This window comes from Microvirga brassicacearum, from assembly GCF_008757455.1.
In the GTDB taxonomy this organism is placed as follows: Bacteria; Pseudomonadota; Alphaproteobacteria; order Rhizobiales; family Beijerinckiaceae; genus Microvirga; species Microvirga brassicacearum.
The window spans coordinates 319783-340994 of record NZ_VCMV01000013.1; the positions used below are offsets into that span (position 1 = coordinate 319783).

General features: G+C 61.5%; 18 protein-coding genes and 2 pseudogenes. 17 read left to right on the top strand and 3 right to left on the bottom strand.

All coding sequences use genetic code 11. The features are described 5' to 3' along the window. Positions 1–48: 48 nt before the first annotated feature. Positions 49–396, bottom strand: coding sequence for a hypothetical protein (locus tag FEZ63_RS09025; protein ID WP_150943497.1), 348 nt, complete (start codon positions 394–396; stop codon positions 49–51). A gap of 396 nt (positions 397–792) precedes the next feature. Between FEZ63_RS09025 and FEZ63_RS09030 the strand changes: the two genes are divergently transcribed. Further along, on the top strand, positions 793–1992 hold the full coding sequence (locus FEZ63_RS09030) for an ATP-binding protein (protein ID WP_150943499.1): 1200 nt from the start codon (positions 793–795) through the stop codon (positions 1990–1992). 73 nt (positions 1993–2065) lie between these two features. On the opposite strand, the gene FEZ63_RS09035 is transcribed toward FEZ63_RS09030, so the two are convergent. Further along, the gene (locus FEZ63_RS09035; RefSeq protein WP_150943501.1) at positions 2066–2449 is read right to left on the bottom strand and encodes a hypothetical protein; all 384 of its coding nucleotides are present in this window, start codon (positions 2447–2449) and stop codon (positions 2066–2068) included. A 95-nt stretch (positions 2450–2544) separates the two neighbouring features. Between FEZ63_RS09035 and FEZ63_RS09040 the strand changes: the two genes are divergently transcribed. The 10 genes from FEZ63_RS09040 (at position 2545) to FEZ63_RS09085 (ending at position 13768) form a co-directional block, all read left to right on the top strand. Next, positions 2545–4380, top strand: a complete 1836-nt coding sequence (locus tag FEZ63_RS09040) for an ABC transporter permease (RefSeq protein ID WP_244622745.1) — start codon at positions 2545–2547, stop codon at positions 4378–4380. 1 nt (position 4381) lies between these two features. Continuing rightward, a complete protein-coding gene (locus tag FEZ63_RS09045; protein WP_150943505.1) occupies positions 4382–5518 on the top strand; it encodes an ABC transporter ATP-binding protein in 1137 nt (378 codons plus the stop codon). 39 nt (positions 5519–5557) lie between these two features. Beyond that, complete coding sequence (locus FEZ63_RS09050; RefSeq protein WP_150943507.1) at positions 5558–6676, top strand: ABC transporter substrate-binding protein; 1119 nt, start codon at positions 5558–5560, stop codon at positions 6674–6676. An 88-nt stretch (positions 6677–6764) separates the two neighbouring features. Beyond that, positions 6765–7880, top strand: coding sequence for an ABC transporter substrate-binding protein (locus FEZ63_RS09055; protein ID WP_150944141.1), 1116 nt, complete (start codon positions 6765–6767; stop codon positions 7878–7880). 1 nt (position 7881) lies between these two features. Beyond that, positions 7882–8799, top strand: coding sequence for an inositol monophosphatase family protein (locus FEZ63_RS09060; protein ID WP_244622715.1), 918 nt, complete (start codon positions 7882–7884; stop codon positions 8797–8799). Further along, positions 8796–9611, top strand: coding sequence for an HAD family hydrolase (locus FEZ63_RS09065; protein ID WP_244622716.1), 816 nt, complete (start codon positions 8796–8798; stop codon positions 9609–9611). Before FEZ63_RS09060 ends, FEZ63_RS09065 begins: the two co-directional genes overlap by 4 nt. Beyond that, complete coding sequence (locus FEZ63_RS09070; protein WP_150943509.1) at positions 9608–10456, top strand: inositol monophosphatase family protein; 849 nt, start codon at positions 9608–9610, stop codon at positions 10454–10456. The genes FEZ63_RS09065 and FEZ63_RS09070 overlap by 4 nt, the downstream gene beginning before the upstream one ends. Positions 10457–10547: 91 nt before the next feature. Continuing rightward, entirely contained in the window at positions 10548–11363 is an 816-nt protein-coding gene (locus FEZ63_RS09075) for an inositol monophosphatase family protein (protein WP_150943511.1), read from the top strand. A 21-nt stretch (positions 11364–11384) separates the two neighbouring features. Continuing rightward, positions 11385–12038: a dual specificity protein phosphatase family protein gene (locus FEZ63_RS09080; RefSeq protein ID WP_150944148.1), complete on the top strand. Its 654-nt coding sequence runs from the start codon at positions 11385–11387 to the stop codon at positions 12036–12038. An 8-nt stretch (positions 12039–12046) separates the two neighbouring features. Further along, positions 12047–13768, top strand: a complete 1722-nt coding sequence (locus FEZ63_RS09085) for a metallophosphoesterase family protein (RefSeq protein ID WP_150943513.1) — start codon at positions 12047–12049, stop codon at positions 13766–13768. Here the strand turns inward: FEZ63_RS09085 and FEZ63_RS09090 are convergent. Next, the gene (locus tag FEZ63_RS09090; RefSeq protein ID WP_150943516.1) at positions 13726–14745 is read right to left on the bottom strand and encodes a LacI family DNA-binding transcriptional regulator; all 1020 of its coding nucleotides are present in this window, start codon (positions 14743–14745) and stop codon (positions 13726–13728) included. The two genes, FEZ63_RS09085 and FEZ63_RS09090, sit on opposite strands and share 43 nt — an antisense overlap. 299 nt (positions 14746–15044) lie before the next feature. On the opposite strand from FEZ63_RS09090, the pseudogene FEZ63_RS09095 reads away from it, so the two are divergent. The 6 genes and pseudogenes from FEZ63_RS09095 to FEZ63_RS09120 all read left to right on the top strand — a co-directional run. Continuing rightward, positions 15045–15338: pseudogene (locus FEZ63_RS09095) on the top strand (RidA family protein); the annotation flags it as partial. An 87-nt stretch (positions 15339–15425) separates the two neighbouring features. Continuing rightward, entirely contained in the window at positions 15426–16973 is a 1548-nt protein-coding gene (locus tag FEZ63_RS09100; RefSeq protein ID WP_150943518.1) for an MFS transporter, read from the top strand. 215 nt (positions 16974–17188) lie between these two features. Beyond that, positions 17189–17458, top strand: a pseudogene (locus FEZ63_RS09105) (septum site-determining protein MinC); the annotation flags it as partial. Positions 17459–18021: 563 nt separating this feature from the next. Continuing rightward, positions 18022–18918, top strand: coding sequence for an enoyl-CoA hydratase (locus FEZ63_RS09110; RefSeq protein ID WP_150943520.1), 897 nt, complete (start codon positions 18022–18024; stop codon positions 18916–18918). A 40-nt stretch (positions 18919–18958) separates the two neighbouring features. Next, positions 18959–20122 carry an acyl-CoA dehydrogenase family protein gene (locus FEZ63_RS09115; RefSeq protein WP_150943522.1) on the top strand — a complete coding sequence of 388 codons (1164 nt, stop codon included), beginning with the start codon at positions 18959–18961 and terminating at the stop codon, positions 20120–20122. 8 nt (positions 20123–20130) lie between these two features. Continuing rightward, positions 20131–21195 (top strand): acyl-CoA dehydrogenase family protein, encoded by a 1065-nt coding sequence (locus FEZ63_RS09120; RefSeq protein ID WP_150943524.1) that lies wholly within the window; start codon positions 20131–20133, stop codon positions 21193–21195. Positions 21196–21212: the final 17 nt, after the last annotated feature.

The following is a 21212-nucleotide window of genomic DNA, read 5'->3' on the forward strand; positions in this document are numbered from 1 at the left end:
TCATGGCCGATCAGCATCTGGATGTCGGGCTTCAGCAAGCGAGCCGGCTCAATAGAGTACGTTCCCGCGCTTCAGACCAAACCCTGGGATATCGCACCGACAGCGTGAGTTGATCGGGACCGGAGGACCTGCGCAATTGCCCCGTGAGGTCACGCAGACCCGTCCAAACCCTTGCCCATAGGCACGACGGTTAAATCGCTCGCGCGGTCGTTCGCCGTAGTAGCCGCGAGGCTCCCACTCATAGCCCGGACGTGGTCCACGACGAACGCTGGGTCGACCGAAATCTTCCTCGTAGTAGCGCCCGTCCCCGCCGTAGAGGTCCTCCCCGAAATACTGGGCAGCTGCTGGAAAAGCGGCCACTATCGCCAAGGCCGCGGCTGCGATGATGACTTTCATGATCAATCCTTTCGAACGTCAGGAAAGCGACGCCTCAGGTCACGTCAGGAACATGGCTTCTGTAAGGAGGGTAAGGCTCGGGCGAGACCTGGCCATGCAGTTGATGCACGCTGCGGCTCGGCTGGGGTTGGAACCGCAGCAAGGCACGTGGCGCAAAGTAAGCACTCGCCGGGTTCGGCCGAGGTCGATCAGAGGTACGTTGCGGTCCGCCGTCACGGGGATTCTCACCCACGGATGCCTTGGTAGCCATTGGCGAACACGGTTTGCTGATGTCGTTTCGCCGCATCCGATTGTCCGCTAATGTCCATGAGACAGCAGGGACTCAATGGAAACGCGTCGGGGGCGGGCTGACAGCAGCAGTCCTCACAACCCCCGCGCGATTGGGAGGAGGTCATCGTGTCGGCCATCAATCCAGCGGCATCGCCCCAACGAAGTGGTCCCCGTGGACCACACGTCACCGCCAAGGATCTCTTGGCGCAGTTCTGGCTCGATCTTTATGGCAAAGAGGTGCAGAGCGCCGCGACCTACTCGTACATGTGGATGGCCGACCAGATGGGGCATGTGTGCCTCGGGATCGTCATCCAATTCAGTCTGACGTTCGTGGCGCGCTACGCCCTGCCGCTCATAGGGATCGATGCCTCCTGGGCGAATATCGCCGGCCTTATGGTCGGATTGATTGCTGTCTCGTATTGGGAATACCGCGCCTATGGCAGCTCCGTCGCGGTTGCGACGGGCCTTTTTCCGCTCGACCGCAAGCTCCTGCGCAACAACGCGATCATTGCGACCGCCTATATGGCAATGGGGCTCGGCATCGGATTCGCGTTCCACCAGACTGCGCCGTGGAGTGCCATCGGCTTCGTGGCGCTGGCGCTCCTCGCGATCATCTGCGCACCGCCCTGGCTGCGCCAGAAGATCATCTGGCAAAAGGCATCGCTTCCGTACCTGTTTCGATTGGCCGACGCACAGCGGACCATCGGTGCGGACGCTGCACAGCAGCTCCAGAATCTCATCGACCGGGGTGCGCCACCCACGGCGCAGCCATTCCAGGTCGTCGTCGGTGGCCCAATCGGCTCCGGTCGGACCGCGATCGCCGCCGGCATCGGCACCGAGTTTGCTTTCAGAAAGCGGTCGGTAAGGTATTTGAGCATGGACAGGCTACTGGAATGCGCGGCCCGTCCGGCGAACCCACATTTCGCAGACGATCCAGGGCCGCCGAACATCAACTTCTGGCGCTGGAGCGAGGCCCAGGTGGTCATCATCGACGACATTGGCCCGCTGATTGCGGCGCATGAGCAGGAGCACGAGGCCAATATCGAGCAGTTTCGGCAGCTTCTCGAGAGAGGCCTTGGCGCAATCGCTCCAGTGCTTGCAAAATGTCACACAGTCTGGGTGATTGGCGACCTGCGGCCCGCGGGCGAGACCGCGATGGCAGGGGATGCTCTCAACGGGCTTGCCCGTATCGTCGCAGAGTTTTGCGATGCTCAACAGGACGTCCTGGTCGTCGAGCTCTCGGCTAAGGAGCCTATTCTCGAGCCAGGGAAGACGGTGCTCAAAGCAGCAACGCAACCGGCACAGTTGCGTAAGGTTGCGCGGTAGTCGCTGATCGGGCTGTGACCGTCAGCCGAAGCGATCTCCCAGATCCGATCAAGGCCGTTTGGTCGCGGCCAATCTAGTCCTGGATGTCGGCGATCTGCTTGTTGGTCGTGCCATCGGCGATCAGCGCAGAGCCGCATTTGAATGATTTGCACGCGCGTGCTTCGCGATCCTGCGGCGTTACGAAACCGGGCAACGATCGTCCGGAAATGCTTGCTGTGTCTTGGACACCAAGGTAAATTTCTAGAGTATAACGTTTAATTTTCCGATATTCATCAGTGCACAGGTGTGCATTTTGTAGAATTATCATTGACAACTTGGATGCCGCATGGATCAATCGCAAAAAATGCGGGACGGGCAGGCTGCGGTCTGACGTAAACCAAAGCATGTCATGGGACCTGGAGGAAAAGCGGTGCGCCAACCGACCGTCGACGAGGAAATCGCCCAAGAACTCACCCATGCGCGCATCCAGCGTTTCGTGTCAGGTCGTCGCGGATGAGCGGGCAGTTGGCTGCGAATTCATCCGGGTCTTCCTCGGCGGCCTGTCCGCCGCAGCTGGTTGAGGGCGGGCGGCAGGACGCCGCCGATCGCGCGCCTGCGAGTGCGGCACAAAGGTTCCGCTACAAACTGAGAATCGCGTTGCGCGAGCCGACGACGGCAATCGGCATCCTGACCGCCGCTTTATTCGCCTATCTGATCGTCGTGCCGATCATCTCGATGCTGTCGGATGCGGGGCGTGTGCAACTCGGCGATGAGCGGCGCATCAGAATGGAGGTTGGCGACTTCACCTGGTACTATATCGAGCGGGTCTTCACATCCCGCGTCGCCTCGTCGCTCTTCTGGGAACCTCTCCTCAATACGCTCAGCGTCGCATTCGGCGCGATCATCGCCGCCGTAGTCATTGGTGGATTGCTCGCTTGGTTGCTCGCCCGCACGGACATGTTCGGCCGCCGCTGGTTTGCGACTGCGCTCATCGTGCCATACATGCTTCCCGCCTGGACGTTTGCTCTTGCGTGGACGACGCTGTTCAAGAACCGCACGGTGGGTGGACAGGAAGGCTGGCTGGAGGCGCTCGGGCTCACCCCGCCCGACTGGCTGGCCTACGGCCGCTTGCCGGTCACCATCATTCTTGCGCTCCACTATTCGCCTTTCATCATTCTCTTGTTCGGCAATGCCCTGCGCCGGTTCGATTCTCAGCTCGAGGATTCGGCGCGCATCCTCGGTGCCGGCCGGCTGACGGTGACACGCAAGATCATTCTGCCCCTGATGCTGCCCTCGCTCCTGTCGGCGATCGTGTTGATTTTTGCCAAATGTCTCGGCGAGTTCGGCGTGCCCTACGTGCTCGGTTTGCCGGTGAAGTTCGATGTGCTGGCGACCTCCCTCTACCGCAGCATCTCGTCGCGTCAAACGGGCGTGGCGGCGGTGCTGGCGGGTTCGATCATGTTGATCGGCGTCATGACGATCATGATCGACGCGAAGCTGATCAAGGAGGCGCGCCGTTTCGTCACCGTCGGTTCGAAAGGGGCGATGGATCGGCTGAACCCGCTGAACAACCTGCGCATCCCCGCAACCGTGTTCGCCGCGTTGATCTTTGTTTTCAGCGTCGCGGTGCCTTTGTCGGTTCTGTTTCTCTCAACGGTGATGAAGATTCCGGCCCGGTTCGACGCCGACAACTTCACCCTGGATTATTGGATCGGAACGGATCTGAACACGGTCGCGCTGCAAACCGGAATCCTGCTCAGCCCGGACCTGTGGAATGCGGCCTGGAACAGCCTGCGGATCGTTGGTGTGGCTTCCATCGTGTCCGGCTTGCTGGGATTGCTGGTGGGCTATGTGGTGGCGCGTACCCCGGTTCAGCCGCTGGCGACATTCCTGCGGCAGGTGACATTCCTGCCTTATCTCGTACCGGGCATCGCGTTCGCCACCGCCTACCTCTCGCTGTTCGCAGTTCCGCGAGGACCTGTTCCCGCGCTTTACGGCACGACGCTAATCTTGATGCTGGCGCTGATCGCGGACCAGATGCCCTACGCGTCGCGGGCCGGGATCGCCGCCATGATGCAGCTCGGGAAAGAGCCGGAGGAAGCGGCCCAGATTGCCGGTGCAGGTTGGTCTCGCCGGATGATCTCGATCATCATACCCATTCAGAAGGGCTCACTGGTGACGGGGATTCTGCTTCCCTTCATTTCGGGCATCAAGGGCCTGAGTCTTTTCGTGGTGCTTGCAGTCCCGAGTACTGACGTGCTGACCACCTTCTCGTTGAGGCTTGTGGATTATCACTACACGCAGGCGGCAAACGCCGTCGTGCTCATCATCGCGGCGATTGCGTATCTCGGTACGCTGCTAGGCCAGAAGCTCACAAGGACCAATCTCGCGCAAGGACTGGGAAACTGACATGCCAAAGATCAACCTTCGCGGCGTCGAGAAGAACTACGGTGCCAATGCGGCGAATGCCGTCGCGAATCTCGATCTCGAGATCGGCGACGGGGAATTCATGTGCCTGCTTGGACCTTCCGGTTGCGGAAAGACCACCACGCTCCGAATGATTGCCGGCCTTGAACATCTCACGGACGGGGAGATTCAGGTCGGCTCGCGTGTGGTCGACTCGGTCACAGCGGGTGTGTTCGTCCCGCCGGAGAAACGAGAGATGGGCCTGGTCTTCCAGAGCTACGCGCTCTGGCCGCATCTGACCATCGAGCGCAATACCGATTTCGGCCTGAGGCTCCGCAACCTGCCCAAGGCCGAACGGGAAGAGCGGGTCGGCAAGGTAATGAAGACGCTCGGAATCGAAGAGTACCGGCATCGCTATCCGTCGCAGCTTTCCGGCGGTCAGCAGCAGCGGGTTGCACTTGCCCGTATGCTCGCGGTCAATCCAGAGGTGCTTCTCCTCGATGAGCCGCTGTCCAATCTCGACGCCGCATTGCGCCTCGAAATGCGCGCTGAGCTGAAGCGGCTGCACCGTGAATTCAAGACGACAATCGTCTTCGTCACACACGATCAGTGGGAGGCGATGACCCTGGCAACGACGATTGCGGTGATGAGCGCCGGCATGCTTCAGCAGGTGGGAACACCGAACGACATCTACGATCGGCCTGCCAACCGGTTCGTGGCGCAGTTCGTCGGCAACCCCCCGATCAATATCCTTGAGCTCGCTGCCGGGTCGCCAGCGGATCTCGTCGTTCGCGCGAGGAGCTATTTCCAACAGCGCTACGCACAGATCGAGGATATTGGCTCGGTCGGCATTCGTCCGGAAGCGATCCGCATCGTTGGCCCGAAAACGCCAGTGCCCGAGGACGCGTTCGCGGGCTCGGCCGAGGTGAGCGGCATCCTGCCAACAGGCGGAAGCTGGATCATCGAACTGTCGACGGCTGGAGAAAAGTTGTTTCTGACGACCCATCAGGCGCCCGAGATCGAGGTTGGCGCCATGGTCGAGTTCTTCGTCAAGCCGAAAACGCTGCATGTCTTCGATGGGGCTGGCCGACGATCAAAAACTGCCGATCGGCTCTTGAACCCGGCGGTACTGCACTCGTGACATGAGAGATTTACCGGGAGGACGACAATGGCGAGTAACATGACAAGAAACCTGAGCCGACTTGCTTTTTGCACATTGATGGTTGGATTGTCCGCTTCGGGTGCGGCAAAGGCGCAGGATGCGTTCAACCTCAATGCGCTGATCGAGGCGGCGAAAAAGGAACCTCCGATCAGCGTATCGTCGACGACGGGCAAGATCGTGCAGCAGGCCCAGGCGTTCACGAAGAAATACGGCGTCCAGGCTACCGGCACCAAGGCGAACGCGGCGACGCAGCTCGAAATCGTGATCCGCGAGGCGCAGGCCAAGAATGTCCAGGTAGACGTGCTTCAGATCAGTGACGTGCCTGCCGGAGTCGCGCAGCTTTTGCCGAAGGGCTTTGTCGAAAGCTGGCTGCCTCCCGATCTCGCCGCGAATGTTGCGGCGATCTACCAAAACCCTCTCGTGATCTCCAACGAGGCGAATGTTTGGGCCTACAACACGCAGATCTACAGCAGCTGCCCGGTCAAGAACATCTGGGAGCTGACGGAGGCGAAGTGGAAGGGCAAGGTCGCGCTGCAGGATCCGCTCGACAAGGCTTCCTATGTGGACTGGTTCAATCAGTTGGCCGAGCATGCGGACGACAAGGTCAGAGCGGCCTACAAGGAATTCTACGGCAAGGATCTCAAGTCGGACGAATCGACCGCCACCGCCGCCTGGGTAAAGGCCTTCGCCGCCAACGGCCCGCTTTTGACGGACGCGGACGAGGGAGCAGCGCAGGCCGTCGGGGCTCCCGGGCAGAAGGAACCCTTCATGGGCCTAGTGAGTTCGGCAAAGTTTCGAAACAATACGGATTCCGGCGCAAAACTCGGTCTCTGCACCGGACTGAAGCCCTTCGCTGGCTGGATGTATCCGAGCCTCGGTCTGATCGCCAAGGGGACAGACAGTCCTAACGCCGCGAAGCTCTTTATTCACTATCTCCTGACGGAGGAGGGCATCGCCCCGCAGGCGGTCGACGGCAAGATCTCGACCAACAAGGACGCCAAGCTGCCGGTGGACGAACCCTCCGGAATCGGCAAGGCGCTCGAGCAGATTTTCCCCTACAGCGCGACGACGGCGACGAAGGACTGGGATTTCCGTCAGGACTGGCAGGATTTGTGGCGGGTGAACTATCGGAAATAGCAACGCAATCTCCCGTCGGCACTGATCGGTCCGCGGTGGGGAGGATGATATGGACAAGACATTCGTTAAAATCGCCGGAGGCGTCAGGATGAATCGGCTCGTAAACGTCTTTGCCGGCCTGCTTGGAGCCTGCTTTTTCCTGGCTCTTCCGGCATCTGCCGAAGAACCATTCCACCTCGATGCACTGGTGAGGGCCGCCAAGGCAGAGCCACCGATCAATATCTATGACAGCACCGGCAAGATCGTCGAGATGGCCGAAAACTTCTCGAAGAAGTACGGGCTCAAGGCAACAGGCATCAAGGTTTCGGCCTCTGGCCAGCTCGAGATGATCATCCGCGAGGCACAGGCCAAGAACGTGAGGGGCGACGTCGTGCTGATTACCGATGCGCCCGCAGGATTGGCCCAGCTCCTGCCGCAGAAGTTCGTCCAGAGCTGGCTACCTCCCGACATGACGGAGAAAATTGCGAAGCAATTCCAGGATCCGTTGGCGATCACCACCAACGCCAATGTATGGGCCTATAACACCGAGGTCTACAAATCCTGCCCCGTCAAAAATCTTTGGGAACTGACTGAACCGAAATGGAAAGGCAAAGTCGCCTTCTACGATCCGCTCTCGAAAGGCACATACTCGGACTGGTTCAACCAGATGGAGACGCACGGCGATGAGAAGATGGCTGCAGCCTACACGGCGCAGTTCGGCAAGGATCTGGAGAAGGGTAAGGAAAGTGCGACAGCCGCGTGGATCAAAGCCTTTGCGGCCAATGGCCCCCTCGTATCCGACAGCGACGACGCGATTTCGGAGGCGATCGGAGCACCCGGACAGAAGGAACCGTTCTTCGGCCTCCTGAGCTCGGCAAAGTTTCGAGACAACACCGACAAAGGTTACAAGCTCGGACTCTGCACGGAACTCGGCCCGTGGCCGGGCTGGACCTACGTCAAGCTCGGACTGATCGCCACCGGCACGAAGAGCCCCAACCTGGCGAAGCTCTTCATCCACTACATCCTCACGGAAGAGGGGATCGCGCCACAGGTCGTCGACGGCAAGCTGCCCACCAATTCCTCGATCGGCCTGCCGGCAGGCGAGCCATCGGGAATCGGCAGAATTCTCGACCGGCTCCAGCAATACGACGCTTCAACGGCGCTCGCCGACTGGGATGCGCGCCAGGACTGGCAGGATTTATGGCGGGTCAATTACAAAAAATAGGATGATCGAAGATGAGGGCGGGGGACGCTTCGGCTTCTCCGCCCTGCTTGTCGGTTCTGTACGGGTGATCATGTCTACCTTCATCGAATCTTCTCAGCTCCTCGACATCGCCCGAAAGGCGGCCCTGACCGTGGGAGAACCGCTTCGGATGGCGTTTCGCACGCCGATGGACTACGAGTACAAGCGCGACCTGCATGATATTGTGACCATTCACGACCGTGCGTCCGAAGAGCGGATCCGTTCCATCATCTTCTCCGAGATTCCAGATTCAACATTTGTTGGCGAGGAGGGCGGCAAGGAGGGCGACGGTGCCGTCGTCTGGTACGTCGATCCGATCGATGGGACGTCGAACTTCGCCAGTGGCATTGCGCATTGGTGCGTATCGATTGCGGCCGCCGTAGAAGGCGAACTCGTGGCCGGCGTCATTTTCGATCCGATTGCGGGAAACCTGTTTTCGGCAGATCTAGGCGGCGCCAGGCTGAATGATGTTCCGATCATGTGTCGAGCACGGGTGGATGAGGGGAAAGCGGTTCTCCTCACAGGCTTTCCGAACGCTCGGCATGTCAGGGACGTGGGGGACAGAGCCTTTGGTGCCCAGGCAGAGCTGCTCGATTCCTGCCATGCCGTTCGCAACCTCGGCAGCGGCGCGCTGCATCTTGCCCATCTTGCAGCAGGCTGGGCCGACGCCACGATGGGCCTGTCGACCAATCCCTGGGACGTGGCCGCGGGCATCTTGATCTTGCGGCAGGCGGGAGGGCGCTTTGTCGGACTTGACAATGGCAGGATGCTCGAACCGGCATTTCTGGCGCCCGACTATTTTGCCCACGGGGGTGAAGCCGCGTATCCGACTCTTGAACGTGTGACCTATGCATTATCGGCGCGCGAAGCCGCACCGAAACAACGGGAGATAGCCGGATGATGAAGACAAAAGTTGTGTCCGGGAAAAAGCTCACCGTGCCGAGGGCGTTGTTGCTTGATTTCGGCGGGGTCATCGTCGAAACATCGCGAGTTCCTGGTTGGGAAGCACGGCTGGCGAGACACATTCATGAGCTGCTGGCCGATCTGAAACCAGCTGTGGATTCGCACGACGTGGAACAGATCGCGAGCGACATCAAGGCAGGGTGCACGGCCGATTCCCATTGGAAGAATGCGATGTCGCGGCCGTTTGCGCCACGCGAGCTCCGGCAAGAGGAGTTCTGGGGCGATTTTGTTGCCGCCGACTGGCCGCAAAAGTCTCGGGACGCGGTCGTCCAACAAGCATCCGATCTCTGCCGCCGAATGGGCAACATGCGCAGCACGCGTGCCTTGCGGGATGGCATCCTCGACCTTCTGGATATCGCCGAGGCCGCGGGCGTCCAGCTCGGCATCGTCAGTAATGCTCTTTCCGGACAGGTTCACCTCGATTTCCTCCAGGAGCGTGGGTTGACCTCCCGCTTCGCCGTCGAGATCCATAGCGATGCCGCCGGTGTACGAAAGCCCAATCCCGAGATGATTCTGCTCGCCGTCCGCAGACTCGGTCTCGTGCCGTCGGAGGCGTGGTATGTGGGAGACAATTTCGACCGTGACGTGTTGTGCGGCAAAAGGGCAGGCATCGGTGGCAATATCTTGATGGAGGCGGAGGGAACTTATCACATGCCATACGATCTCAAGGTCGCGCCCGACGCCATCATCGCTGGCCCGCGCGAGCTGATACAGCTGTTTCAGAATGCGCAGCGCGGGAAAGCCGCATGAGCGGCGTGCTGGAATCGATTCGGCTAAAGGATATTGCGATCCGCGCGGCGCTTTCGGTGCGCGAGCCGCTTCTGGCGGGCTTCCGCTCGACGATGACCGTCGACTACAAGGCCGATCACCATGACGTGGTGACCCGGCATGACAAGGAATCCGAGGCGACGATCCGGGCGTTCATCCTGGGTGAGGCTCCCGATTCGATCATCGTCGGAGAGGAAGCCGGATCGAGCGGAGACGGTCGCCTCCAATGGTATGTCGATCCAATCGACGGAACATCCAATTTCGCGAGCGGCATTGCGTTCTGGTGCGTGTCGATCGGCGCCGCGATTGATGACCATATCGTGGCTGGTGTCATCTACGACCCTGTTGCCGACAACTTGTTTTCAGCCGACCTCACCGGCGCATGGCTCAACGGCGAGCCGCTCCGCTCACGCGCGGTCGCGGATGAGTCCCGTGCGACGCTGATCACGGGATATCCAGTCGCGCGGGACTTTCGCATTGACGGCCGAAGCCGTGCTCTGGAGCATTTCGCAACGCTGGCGGAGAAATTCTCCACCCTGCGGCGGCCGGGAAGCGCAGCACTCAGCATTGCCCACGTCGCCGCAGGCTGGGCGGACGCGGCGGCGGGTTTCGGTGTCAATGCCTGGGACGTCACTGCGGCCATCCTGATCCTGCGGCAGGCGGGCGGGATCTATCGTCCTTTCCCACTTGGAAAAGTCGATATCGCAGCGCCCGCGCAATTCTGCCCTGGATACATCGCGACCGGGACGGGCGCGAATTACCCGACGCTGGCCGAAGTTGCCGAGAACATTTCAAACGGGCGCACTGCACAGATGCGGAACTCGTGATGATGACCCGTGGCCCCTCCAGAGATTGACGTTGACCTGCTTGCACACCTGTGCAATTTGGGCCTTGCGCAACCAACCCGGAACAGAATTGATGAACATTCGCTCGTCCGCCAGACTGGAAGACGCGGTTGCAGATCTTGACAGGCGCGAAGCTCTCTGTCGCGACATGATACGATCGGCAGGGGAGATCGCTCTTGCGGGTTTTGCGACAGGCGACGCAGTCGGCGCGGCCATGAAGGGCCCACAGGATTTCCTCACCGAGTCCGACGGGGCCGTCGAGCGTCATCTGAAGCAGCGGATCAGCGCGGAATTCCCCCAGGATGGATTTCTGGGCGAGGAATCCGGCGGCGGGATCGAACCCAGCCTGTGGGTGGTGGATCCGATTGACGGAACGGCGAACTTCGCGCGCGGGATCCCTCATTTCTGCATTTCGGTGGCTTATGTTGCCAACGGGCTTGTCGAACTGGGTGCCATCTACAATCCTGGTCTCGACGAGCTCCATTTCGCGCGCCGCGGGCGCGGAGCGACCAGAAACGGCCAGCCGATCAAAGTGGCCGCCACGGCCGATTATGACCGCGCCTGCGTCGAACTCGGCTGGTCGCCCAGGGTGCCGAACGGACGATACCTCGCGGTCCTCGACGATATCCTGACCCGTGGCGCCAATGTACGCCGCGGTGCATCCGGAGCTCTGGCGCTCGCCTTCGTCGCCGACGGTCGGTCAGATGCCTATGCGGAACTCCATATGCATCCCTGGGATTGCCTTGGGGGATTGCTTCTGGTCGAGGAAGCCGGCGGAGTAACGGCGCCCTTTCTCGAACGCAACGGCCTGAGTGACGGCGGAGCCGTTCTCGCTTCCTGCCCGGGCATCGCACAGGGCATGAGCGAGGCGACAGGCATCCGCTTGTAAGGACTGGGGAGCACCATGAGAATGCGGGAAGACAGTCCGAGATACGAACGCCCGGCACTGAGCCTGATCGAAGAACACGTACAGCCATACGGGGCCGGCCTTTATATCGGAGGCATGGAGGGAGCCGGCGATCTCGCCGCGCTCAAGGCCAGGAACATCACGACGGTCGTCAATTGCGCGGTGAATCTCGACTTGAACTACGCGACCGAGCGTTTCCCCGGGGCTGCTGATCCCGAGGCGATCTATGGAATCGGGGCCGTGCGTTATTACAAACTGGGCCTCGTCGACGGCCACGGAAATCCCGAAACCATGATGCTCGCGGGATTCTACCTGTTACGGGGCGCATTCTCCCAGAAGCTTCCGGAGCGAGCGACATATCCGCGCCGAGAGCAAGGGAATGTGCTCGTCAATTGCCGCGCAGGCCGCAGCCGCTCCGTGGCGCTGGCGGCCTTGTTCCTGCATGTGGAGATGCCACAAATGTACCCGGAATTAGAGGCCGCGCTCGACCATGTGCGCCGGAGGCGGGAGCTGCGTGCCGACGAATGGTTCGAAACTCCTAAGCCGATGCTTGTCGGCGCGGCCCTGCGGGCGCGCGACTGGATCGCCAGGATCGACGCCGAGGCTGTTTCTGCCGGCGGCGCCGCGGACGACTATGCCCGCGCCGCGAATGGTTGAGCCCCGGCATGGTCAAGATCGCCGTCATCGCAGATCCGCATTTTCACGACATCACCTATCGTCCGGGGACGGACGTGGCATCCGCCATCCGGACGCTGGCCGACACGTGCGGGTCCACCCGCATCTTCAACGAAAGCTATCACGCGCTCAAGGCCCTGCTCGATGACATCGTGCGGCGGCAGATCTCGATTGTCATCGTCAACGGTGATCTGTCGGACGACGGACAGGCCGCGACGATGTCATCCGCTGCGGCGCTCCTGCGCCAATACGCGGCCACTCACGGACTGCGCTTTTTCGCGACACCCGGCAATCACGACCTCTATGCGATCCATGGCCGGCATCAGAGCAAACGATTCATCGATGCGGATGGCGGCAATACGCTGGTCACCAGCGATCCCGCCGCCGCCATCGGACGCTCGACCGCGCGGGTTGTTACCGCGGAAATGTATTGCGGCGGTTATGAGCGTGCCTTGCGCGACATGGCGGAGTTCGGATTTTTCCGCGGTGATGAAGTGCGTCATTGGGAAACGCCCTTCGGCGACAGCGACGATCTGGAGGCTCGCACATTCGAGATCCGTTCCGCGGACGGGGAGACGGTGAGGCGGATGATCGATGCCTCCTATCTCGTCGAACCCGTGGAAGGATTGTGGCTGCTTTCCATCGACTCCAATGTGTTCGAACCGAAGCCCGGCGATCGCGATCCGACTGCGGAGAAGAGCTACATCGACAGCACGGATGCAGGCTGGAACTCGATGCTGCGCAACAAGCCGTTCATCTTCGACTGGATGCGGGACGTCGCCCGCCGCGCCGCCGAGGGGGGGAAGCGGCTCCTGACCTTTTCCCATTACCCGATCATCGATCCGCTGAACGGCTCGACGGAGCTCGAGGCCCAGCTTCTCGGCAACACCAGCTTCGTCCGCCGTTCTCCGGCCGCGGATGTGGCGCTCGCCGCCGCTGCGACGGGAATCAAGATTCACTTCAGCGGCCATCTGCATATCAACGATACCGCGCTCGTCCGCGATGGGGATGACTTCCTGGTGAATGTTGCCGTCCCGTCGATGGTCGGCTTTCCGCCCGCCTACAAGATCGCATCGTTCGAGGGAGACAGGCTGGAAGTCGAGACGGTGACGATTGCCTCGGTTGCCGGGTATGACGCTGCCTTCGACCTGTATCGCGTCGAGGCGGCCGCCACGGGCGAGGATTTTCGCGACCTGCTCGACGCAAGCGACCATGCGGATTTTCTCAGCCGCCATCTCGCCGAAATGGTGCGTCGCCGGTATCTGCCGAAGGAATGGCCGGCCGATCTTGCAAGGCTCGTGCCCGAACTCACCCTCGCAGATCTGTGGCGAATCGCCGGAGTGTCCGAGTCACTGAACGCGGAGGATGTTCGGCCCGGGCCGAAGGACGAGGTCCATGCGTGGGGAGCGGTCCCCTTCATGGACCTGATGGTGGACTGGTATCGGCTTCGCAAAGGACGCGAGATCGCTTTCGATTTCATCCCTGCGGACCGGCTGGAGGCCTACCGCGTATTGGCGAGGCGCTATGCGGCAGGGTCATGGACCGCCTCGAGCGCACAGGCACGCCTGGCGAGCTTCTTGTCGATTCTCGAATCCTACCTCGACTCCAACCCGTCGCGGAACTTCGCCGTTGATTTGAGAACCGGCCGGATCGAAGCGCGCCCCGCCACCTATTTGGGGCGGACAGACTTGCGCCAGATGGGGGTCGCCTGAAAAGAGACCGCCGCCTCGCTGACCGTTCCCTCCGCGGGTTCCTCGAGTAGCGCCGCAATCTTGTCGGCCATCTGGTCGATCGGCTGGCGGAATGTGGTCAGCGCATAGGAAGCCCAGCCGGCCTGTTCGATGTCGTCGAAGCCGACGATGCAAATGTCAGCGGGAACAGCCATCCCGAACTCGAACCGCGCGGCATCCATGAAGCCGCAGGCTAGGAGATCCGTGACGCAGAAAGCCGCATCCGGCCGGTCGGACTGGGGCAGCAGCAACCGCGCCGCGTCGTAACCGGAGGCATAGGTCGTCGGCCCGGCGCGTGTCACCGACACCTCGATGCCGGCGTCGCTCGCCGTTGCGAGAAACGCCCGCTCCCGGGACAGCAGACTGGGCGTGCCCGCCATCGAGGAGACGATCGCGATCTTCCGGCATCCGGCGCGCAGCAGCATATGGAATGCCTCGCGGGATGCGGTGACATTGTCGACGGCGAGATTCTCCGGTCCCTCAAGCCGGTCGTCGCGGTTGATCAGGAACACGTGCTGCCCGCTCTTCAGGCAGGTGTCGATCAGCGAAGCCGGCGGGGCGCCGGACAATACAACAGTCGCGTCGGCGCGGTAGTGTAAGGTTTGACGTAGCGCCACTTCGACTCTGGCGCTTTCGCCCGAGGTGTTGATCACCATCGCGACCCGGCCGATGGCTTGCAGGCGCCGGGTCATCGCATCGAGGATCCGGGCCTGATAGGGCGTGCTCAAATCGGCGCCGATGATGCAGACGATGCCGCTGTTGTCGTTGATCAGGCTGCGCGCCAGTTGATTGACGTGATAGCCGAGCACGTCGGCTGCCTGAAGGACCTTTTGCCGGGTCGCCTTCGAAACGCTCGCGCCTTCGGTGAAGGTCCGCGAAACGGCCGAACGCGAAACGCCGGCCAGGTCCGCTACCTGCTGCGCGCTGACGAACGATCGGCCGATGCGGGATTCAGGCATCTGGAAACTCATGTTCTCGCCTGAACTGCAGAGCTTGAACCCTGCGAAGCGATCGGTTCGAGGGATCGACGAGAGTGTCGTCCCTCGATTCCTCAATAGTAGGAGCGTCCGCGCTCTTCAAGGTGGCTTAACTGACACCCGGCGCCTTGACATGAATGCAGTCGCCTGACTGACTCACCCCGCGACGTTGACCACGGCTCCCATGGCATTGAGGCGATACAGACGGGTGCCAGGGCGGAGCGGCGGCAATGGGCGGGAGAAAAACTCCTGCAATACGGGACAGGGCGATGCCGGATCGTCTAACCTCGATGGGCGGCCAGGACAGCACGGGAGGCTTGTCGCCCCACTTTGCTGTCAAGGTTGAGCAAGCCTCTGCAAATTGCGCACCGCCATCGAGGCGCTCGGTGCAAAGCCGGGTCAGGTTGCCAAGCTCACGGTCTTCGTGGTCGATCACTATATGTCCAAGCTTGAGGTGCTGACCAAGAACGTTAAGGCAATGTTCGGCGAGGCTGCCGGCGCAAACCCTGATTCCCGTCCCCAAGCTTGCAATTGACCCGATGCTCTTCGAGGTCGAAGCCGTCGTTATTCTGGAATATGCGGTGTCAGATCAGGGCTGTTCGGGTTGCCGAATCCTTGCGACGGCGTGTAAGTACCTGCCCTGGCAAAGATGAGAGTCAGTCATGCAAGAACGGGTAACTGTTGAAAACCAGCCACTCGCGGGACGCCGTGAGTGGATCGGGCTCTGCGTTCTGTCGACCGCTTGCCTTATCTACTCGATGGATCTGTCGGTCCTCTTTCTCGCGATGCCTGCAATCGTTGCAGATCTCGATCCATCAGCCTCCGAACTTCTCTGGATCAACGATATCTACGGTTTCATGGTCGCGGGCTTCCTCGTGACAATGGGTACGCTTGGGGATCGGATCGGTCGCAGGCGTGTGCTGCTCATCGGTGCCTTCGCTTTCGGTTTGGCGTCCGCACTTGCCGCATATTCAAGCACGGCCCAGCAACTCATCATTGCTCGGGCGTTGCTTGGAATCGCCGGTGCGACCATCGCTCCGTCGACTCTGTCTCTAGTGGTCAATCTCTTTCAGAACGAAGCCGAGCGGAACCGGGCGATCGGCATTTGGGGCACTGCCTTCGCCTTAGGTGGGCTGGTAGGACCTCTGATCGGCGGGGTGCTGCTGCAATACTTTCATTGGGGATCGGTGTTTCTGATCAACATACCGGTCATGCTAGCGCTGCTGATCGCTGCGCCCTTCCTCTTGCCAGAATACAAGAATGAGGGCGGCGAAAAGCTCGATCTGCTCAGTGTGGCGCTGTCGCTTGGGTCCGTCCTGCCCATCATCTACGGCTTCAAACATATGGCAGCGGATGGCTTCGCGCCGCGCCAACTGCTTGCCATCGCGGCCGGTGTGCTGGTCGGTGTGCTGTTCGTGCGCCGCCAGAAAAGCCTCGCGCATCCGCTGATAGACCTGCGCCTGTTCCGCATCCCCGCATTCACCGCCTCGCTGATCGTCAATCTGGCTGGCGTGTTTTTCGTGTTTGGCGTGTTCTTGTTTCAGAACCTGTTTCTGCAACTGGTTCTTGACCTATCGCCGCTTGAAGCAGCCTTGTGGTCCGTGCCATCCGCGCTTGTCTTCACGATCATGTCGTTTCAGGCACATCGCTTCACGAACCGGCTTGGGCCGATCAAGACCGTCCTCCTTGGCCTGCTTGTCAATGCCGTCGCCGTATCCGTGATGGCAGCCGCCGCCTACGCCGAGAGCCTGGTCGGCGTCCTTGGAGCAAGCATGCTGATTGGCTTTGGCTTCGTGCCGGTCATCCTCACCACGACGGGCCTGATCGTGGGGACTGCACCACCGGAGCAGGCAGGTTCGGCCTCCGCAATCTCCGAGACAAGCGCAGAGTTCGGCGGAGCGCTCGGCGTCGCAATTCTTGGAAGCCTTGGAACGCTGGTCTACCGCATGACGATGGACGGCGTCGACCTGAGCGGGCTGAACGCCGCTCAGCAGTTAGCCGTCTCCACCACGCTCGCTGGCGCGGTCGAGACAGCCAAGGCGATGGGCGAAACCGCACCTGCATGGCTGGAAGTGGCACGGAGCGGCTTCTCGCTGGGCTTCGCGGCTTGCTGCGCTCTCGCTTCGGTCACGCTGCTCGGTCTGGCAGCTCTTGCCCAGAAGATCTATTCCAGCGCTCATCTCGATGAGGATGCGGCGATCTCTCACTAGGCGCCGCTTGGAGCACTCCAAAGCTGACCCTCTTGGCACAGGGCGCCGTGACCATCGCCGGCCGTCCCCGCCCCTCGCTTCGCTTTCGCGGCAAGTCGTTCTTGGCGCTGGTTCTCGCACCCGTCGTACCGATGCGCGACTGGCGAGCTGACGCAGAACTCGCCCGGGTTCTTCTCCGGTCGGCCTGTTGTTCTCGACGTATCTGCGCTCAGGCCGCGGGAGGTTCTATTCATATCTACGGCTCGCTCCGTGGACGAGCCGTCGCCGGTTACACGGGGAATTCGACGGCTCGAATTTTCTGCCGCAAATTCGAGGCCGAACTCGTTGCTGTCAATGGCCTCTACAAGACCACCGACGACCTTGGTTCCAAGTTCCGCAATCTGCCGATTCAGGTTCGCCTCGACGGCGATTCCCTGATCCTCACACTGTTGGATCCCGGCGCTGCCGGTGCGGGCAGTGCAAAGAACAGGGCGGCCGTTCGTTAGCGTCATGGCGATTATGCGGGTGCGGCGGTCTTTTGTCGTGTGTCTGGACCACGCCGCTTGGAACGTCCGCTGCCAATTTGTTTCTCAAAAGCGGACCGACTGGAATCGGCCCAATCCGGTCATGCCCACGCTGGTGCGCTGATAGAGGTGGAGGGCGCTGGCGGGTTCGGCTGTTATTCCGGCAGAGGCAATCGTGCCCGGCCGTGGACGGAGTCAGCTGCGAACCTGTCGCTACCCGAGTTTTCCCCTGATACTTAGGAGATACAGGGATTTTTGCTCGATCTGAGCTCTCCCACGTGGACGGGCGCGTGGAATACAGCATCCATTCTTTTACTGTTCACGACCACGGCGATTATGGCGCTTTCGGGTATTTCGATTGCAAACGTTTCTTGAGTCATCCTTTTAACTGAGCCGTCGAGGGTAGAGCTTTCCCCCAACTGGCCGAAATTGAGGAAGCCGCGGCGATCTGCGCCTCGCAGCCAATTAGTCCCTTCGGACGATTGCACGAGGGGTGCACGGGCCTAGCGTGCCTCGCCCAGTAGAACCACTTGGGAAGGGCAGTCATGCGCGATCTTGTCGAACCGCGCCGAGCGGACATTACCTATGAAACGGCCGAGCCGGTCCGCTATGAGCAGGAAGGCCCCGTCGTCTGGATCACGATGAACAGGCCGCAGTTCAACAATGCCCAGAACTCCCAGATGACCTATGCGCTGGACGATGCGTTCCGCCGCGCCGTCGATGACGATTCCGTCAAGGCCATCATCCTGCGGGGTGAGGGCAAACATTTCTCGGCAGGGCACGATATCGGCACGCCGGGCCGGGATGTGCACAAGACGTTCGAGCGCCGCCTTCCTTTCGCCGATCACACCAACAAGCCTGCGGCCGAAATGCTCTACACGCGCGAGCATGAGGTCTACCTTGGCATGTGCCGGCGCTGGCGCGATCTTCCCAAGCCGACCATCGCCCTTGTTCAGGGAGCCTGCATCGCCGGCGGATTGATGCTGGCATGGGTCTGCGATCTGATCGTCGCGAGCGAGGATGCATTCTTCCAGGATCCGGTCCTGCGCATGGGGATCCCCGGTGTCGAATACTTCGCCCACGCTTTCGAGCTTCCCCCTCGCGTGGCCAAGGAATTCATCCTGCTGGGCGAACGGCTTCCTGCCGCGCGTGCGGAACAGTTCGGCATGGTCAACAAGGTGGTGCCCCGCGCCGAGCTGGAAGCCGCGGGGCGGACCATGGCGCAGCGCCTCGCGGAGCAGCCTCGTCTCGGTCTCTGGTTGACCAAGCAGGCTGTCAATCACGTGGAGGATCTGCGCGGCAAGCGAACCGCCATGGATGCCCATTACCACATGCACCATTTCGCGCATGCGCAGAACGATCTGACGACCGGCAACATGCTCGGCGGCCATGACGCCAAGAGCATGGCCGCGGCCAACAAGAAGCAGGCGGAGAACGGCTGATGGAAACGTCGCCGCGCGCCATCCGCTGACAAGGACATTCATGAACCTGATTTATACTGAAGAGCAGAAAGCCTTCCGCCGGGAAGTAAGGTCTTGGCTCGAGGCGCATGTGCCGCGCCAGCCCTTGCCGTCCTTCGACGCGAGCCGCGAGGGTTTCGAGGCGCACCGTGAATGGGAGCGCATTCTCGACGAAGGGCGCTGGGGCATGGTGACGTGGCCGGAGCGCTATGGCGGGCGCGGCCTCGATCTCATTCAATGGCTGATCTTCGAGGAGGAATATTATCGTGCCGGCGCACCCCTGCGCGTCAACCAGAACGGCATCTTCCTGCTTGGCCCCACGCTGATGGAATATGGAACCCCCGAGCAGAAGAGCCGCTTCCTCCCGAAGATGGCCTCTGGTGACGAGATCTGGGCCCAGGCCTGGTCCGAACCGCAGGCGGGAAGCGATCTTGCGGCCGTGCGCGCCAGCGCCACCCGCGCGGGCGACGAGTACGTTCTGCGCGGCCATAAGATCTGGTCGTCGCGCGCCGTCTTCGCCGATTGGGCCTTCGGCCTCTTTCGCTCGGATCCTGGGTCGGAGCGCCACAAGGGCCTCTCCCTGATCTTTTTTCCGCTCGATGCGCCGGGCGTTCGGATTCAAGCCATTCCGCAGATCGACGGCGAGACGGGCTTCGCAGAAATCTTCCTGGACGACGTGCGGGTGCCGGCTTTCAATCGCCTGGGGGCAGAGGGTGAGGGCTGGGCCATCTGCATGGCAACAGCCGGTTTCGAACGCGGCCTCATGCTCCGCAGCCCTGCGCGGTTTCAGGTGACGGCCCGCCGGCTCGTCGAGCTGTTCAAGACCTGCGAGAGGGATGCCGACCCGGCCATACGGGCCGCGGTCCTGAAGGCCTGGATGGATACGGACGCTTACGCGTTGTCGATCTATCACACGGCGTCCCGTCTGAACGCGGGCGGCCAGATCGGTGCTGAAGCGAGCACGAACAAGATCTTCTGGTCGGAGATGGACATCGCCATGCACAAGACCGCGCTTTCGCTCCTCGGAGCGCGGGCGGAGTTGTCCCGGCATGCCTCCGAAGCCGTCGAAGCCGGACGGTGGCTCGACGGGTACTTCTTCTCTCTCGCGGGCCCCATCTATGCAGGCTCCAATGAGATTCAGCGCAACATCATCGCCGAGCGGATGCTCGGCCTGCCACGGGTGTGAGCGGTCCAATGGATTTCCGTTTCTACGACGAACAGGTCATGACCGCAGATGTGGTCCGCGCTCTCTTGGCGGAGGTCTGCAGCTCGCAGGATCTACGCCGGCTGCTGACGACCGGTGGCGCCCAGGACGAGACGCGCTGGAAAAAACTCTGCGAACTCGGTCTCGCCGGAATCCTCGTTCCGGAAGGCGACGGCGGGCTCGGACTCGCGCCCGTCGATTTTGTGCAGATTGCCGAAGCCTGCGGATACCGCTGCCTTCCCGAACCGCTCGTAGACAATGTCGGCATCGCCCTGCCGCTCCTGGCGGCCTTCGCGGACCGGCCCGGGGTCGCCCCCTATCTGGAACGGGCTCTCGCCGGTGAGATCACGGTCGCGGTCTCCCATCCGATCAACTCTTACGTTCCTCATGCGGACAGGGACGCGGCCGCCCTCATCGCCCGGGACGACGGTCTTCACCTCGTGGCGATTTCGCCAAAAATGCTGACGATGCAGCCGAGCGCCGACCCGTTTCGGCGTCTCCACACCATCGCATGTGATCCAGGCGACGCTACGCGCATCGCAGGCCACGAGGAAGCGGCGATCCCTCTTCGGCAGACATTGGACCGGGGAGCGCTCTTCACGGCCGCTCAGCTCTTGGGCATGGCACAGCGTTGCGTCGATCTTGCGGTCGGATACTCCAAGGAGCGTCAGCAATTCGGCCGCCCGATCGGATCGTACCAGGCCATCAAGCATCATCTCGCCACCGTGCAGGTGAAAATCGAATTCGCACGGCCTGTCGTCTATGCGGCGGCGGCGGACCTTCCGCACGACGATCTCCATTCTCGCGCCCGCATATCCCAAGCCAAGCTCACCGCATCCGAGGCGGCGGATCTTGCGGCCCACACGGCGATCCAGACTCATGGGGCCATGGGCTATTCCTGGGAGGTGGACGTTCATCTCTACCTGAAGCGCATCATCGCGCTGACCCAGGTCTGGGGCGGTCCGTCTTTCCACCGGGAGCGCGTGGCGGCGCGCGTCTTCAGCGCGCCGCTCGGACCTGAGACCACCTTTGCTAGGGAGACCGACCGTGCCTGAGCTGCGTCATCCTGTGC